The organism is Polaromonas sp. P1_E3, from assembly GCF_056405935.1.
Window position 1 is genome coordinate 1 of sequence record NZ_JBFUBD010000328.1, and the last position, 3,005, is coordinate 3,005.

The window sequence follows — 3,005 nt, forward strand, 5'->3', positions numbered from 1 at the left end:
CTTCTGGACCATCCAGTTCCCGCTGCTGTCGCCCACGACCTTCTTCCTGCTGGTGATCAACGTGGTCTACGCCTTCTTCGATACGTTTGCCATCGTCGACGCCGCCACGCAAGGCGGGCCAGGCAAGGACACGGCCATCCTGGTCTACAAGGTGTACTACGACGGCTTCAAAGCCATGGACCTGGGCGGCTCGGCTGCGCAGTCGGTCGTCTTGATGGTGATCGTGGTGGCGCTCACGGTCATCCAGTTCCGCTACGTAGAGAAGAAAGTCCAATACTGATGAAACCGACAATAAAAAACACGACGGGAGCCCACCATGGTTGAAAAACGCGGTACCCACGGCATTCTGGCCCACGTCATCGTGATCCTGGGCGTCTTTATCGTCGCCTTTCCCCTCTACCTTGCCTTTGTGGCCTCGACCCACACCGCGCAGGAGATCGTGCAGGCGCCCATGCCTTTGCTGCCGGGTACGAACATGCTCGACAGCTACAAGGCGGCGCTGTTCGGGCGTGAATCCGCTGCCGGTTCCAACGCACCGGTCGCGCACATGATGTGGGTCAGCTTCGTCACGGCGATGGTGATCGCCATCGGCAAGATCACGATTTCGCTGCTGTCGGCGTTCGCCATCGTGTACTTCCGCTTTCCGTTCAAGAAGACCTGCTTCTGGGCCATCTTCATTACGCTGATGCTGCCGGTGGAGGTGCGCATTTTGCCCACCTACAAGGTGTTGTCTGACCTGAACATGCTCAACACCTATGCAGGCCTCACGGTACCGCTGATTGCCTCGGCGACGGCGACTTTTCTGTTCCGGCAATTTTTCCTGACGGTGCCAGAAGAGTTGACTGAGGCCTCGCGCATGGATGGCGCCAGCCCGATGCGCTTTTTCTTTGACGTGCTGCTGCCGCTGTCGAAGACTTCAATCGCAGCGCTCTTCGTCATCCAGTTCATCTACGGCTGGAACCAGTACCTCTGGCCGCTGCTGGCCACGACGAGCGAAGACATGTACCCGGTGGTGGTGGGTATCAAACGCATGATCGCCGGCGGCGACGGGCAGAACGAATGGAACGTGGTCATGGCCACTGCGATTCTGGCGATGCTGCCGCCCGCCCTGGTGGTGGTACTGATGCAGAAATGGTTCGTCAAGGGCCTGGTCGACACCGAGAAATAAAGCAATAGCCAGCCCCATCAAGAACAACCAAGACACAACGGAAATACAGACATGGCATCCCTTTCATTCAACAACGTCATCAAACGCTACGGCTCCGGCAAGGACATGCTGCAGGTGCTGCACGGCGTGAACGCCGAGATCAACGACCACGAATTCATCGTCATCGTCGGACCCTCAGGCTGTGGCAAATCCACCCTGCTGCGCATGGTGGCCGGGCTCGAAGAAGTCAGCGACGGGCAGATTTCCATTGGCGGCAAGGTCGTCAATGAGCTGGAGCCCTCCGAACGCGACATCGCCATGGTGTTCCAGAACTACGCGCTCTACCCGCACATGAGCGTCTTCGACAACATGGCCTACGGCCTGAAGATCGCCAAGGTGCCCAAGGACGAAATCAAAACGCGTGTCGACAAAGCCGCCAAGATCCTCGAGCTGGGCCACCTGCTGGACCGCAAGCCCCGTGCCCTCTCAGGCGGGCAGCGCCAGCGCGTGGCCATGGGCCGCGCCATCGTGCGCCAGCCGCAGGTGTTTTTGTTCGATGAGCCACTGTCCAACCTGGACGCCAAGCTGCGCGTGCAGACACGCCTGGAGATCCAGAAACTGCACCGCGAACTCGGCATCACCTCGCTCTTCGTGACGCACGACCAGGTGGAAGCCATGACGCTGGCGCAGCGCATGATGGTGATGAACGCCGGCCGCATGGAGCAGTTCGGCACGCCCGAAGAGGTTTACAACCGGCCGGCCACCACCTTTGTGGCGAGCTTCATGGGCTCGCCGCCCATGAATCTGCTCAAGCAGGCGCCGAACGCCGACTTCGGCGGCAAGCCCGGCGCCATCCTGGGCATACGGCCCGAACACCTGACGGTGGGCGCCACGGGTTGGGCCGTGCAGGTCGACACCATCGAAATGCTGGGCGCCGAGCGCCTGGTGTATTGCCGCATGGGCGAAGAATTCCTGATCGTGCGTACCGATGAAAGCCTGTCAACGGCGCCCGAAATCGGCGCGACCATTCATGTCACGCCACGCGCAGACCGCTTGCACTGGTTTGACGCCGAGACCGGCAAACGCCTGCCATGAGTACTGAGCAGAACGACTCAGCGGGTGGCGCTGCGGCCGGCCGCAGCGCCGGGCCGCCCCAAGCAAGGCCAGCGCCCTCGGGGGGCAGCGCAGCACACGCAGTGGCAAGCGTGGGGGCTCCAGCTTTCTGGCCTTATCCCCGTTGGGTGGCGCACCGCGGCGCCGGCAAGCTGGCACCCGAAAACACCCTGGCCTCCTTCATGCTGGGCGCCAGCCACGGCTACCGCATGTTCGAATGCGATGTGAAGCTCAGCGCCGATGATGTCCCTTTTTTGCTGCACGACGCCACCCTGGAACGTACCAGCAACGGCAAGGGTGTGGCTGGCGAGCAACCCTGGGACGCGTTGGCAAAACTGGACGCTGGCAGCTGGCATTCACCGGCTTTTGCCGCGGAAAGCCTGGCGAGCTTTGAGCGCATTGCCCGCTATTGCCTGGACAAGGGCTACTTCCTCAACATCGAAATCAAGCCCACACCGGGTGCAGAGACCCGCACGGGTACCGTGGTGGCCAATGAGGCGGCCCGGCTTTGGCGGGGTACGGCTGTGCCACCGCTGCTGACATCGTTCCAGCCTCTGTCGCTGGAGGCGGCCCGTGCAGCCCAGCCGCAGCTGCCGCGCGGCCTGCTGCTCGACGAACTGCCCGCCAACTGGCTGCAAACCGCGGTTCAACTGGGTTGCGTGGCCATCGTGTGCAACCACAAGCTCTGGAACGCCGATACCGTGGCGCAGGCCAAAAAAGCCGGCTTCAAGCTGCTGAGTTACAC

At 61.8% G+C, this 3,005-nt stretch carries 3 protein-coding genes and 1 pseudogene; all 4 read left to right on the forward strand.

All coding sequences use genetic code 11. The features are described from left to right. Positions 1 to 280, forward strand: a pseudogene (locus AC1D0Z_RS18625) (glycerol-3-phosphate transporter permease); the annotation flags it as partial. Positions 281 to 316: 36 nt separating this feature from the next. Then, complete coding sequence (gene ugpE / locus AC1D0Z_RS18630) at positions 317 to 1,168, forward strand: sn-glycerol-3-phosphate ABC transporter permease UgpE (protein WP_477659682.1); 852 nt, start codon at positions 317 to 319, stop codon at positions 1,166 to 1,168. A 51-nt stretch (positions 1,169 to 1,219) separates the two neighbouring features. Continuing rightward, positions 1,220 to 2,242 carry a sn-glycerol-3-phosphate import ATP-binding protein UgpC gene (locus tag AC1D0Z_RS18635; RefSeq protein ID WP_477659683.1) on the forward strand — a complete coding sequence of 341 codons (1,023 nt, stop codon included), beginning with the start codon at positions 1,220 to 1,222 and terminating at the stop codon, positions 2,240 to 2,242. Between the two features lie 110 nt (positions 2,243 to 2,352). Beyond that, positions 2,353 to 3,005: glycerophosphodiester phosphodiesterase (gene ugpQ / locus AC1D0Z_RS18640; protein ID WP_477659684.1), on the forward strand; the 653-nt coding region annotated here is incomplete at its 3' end.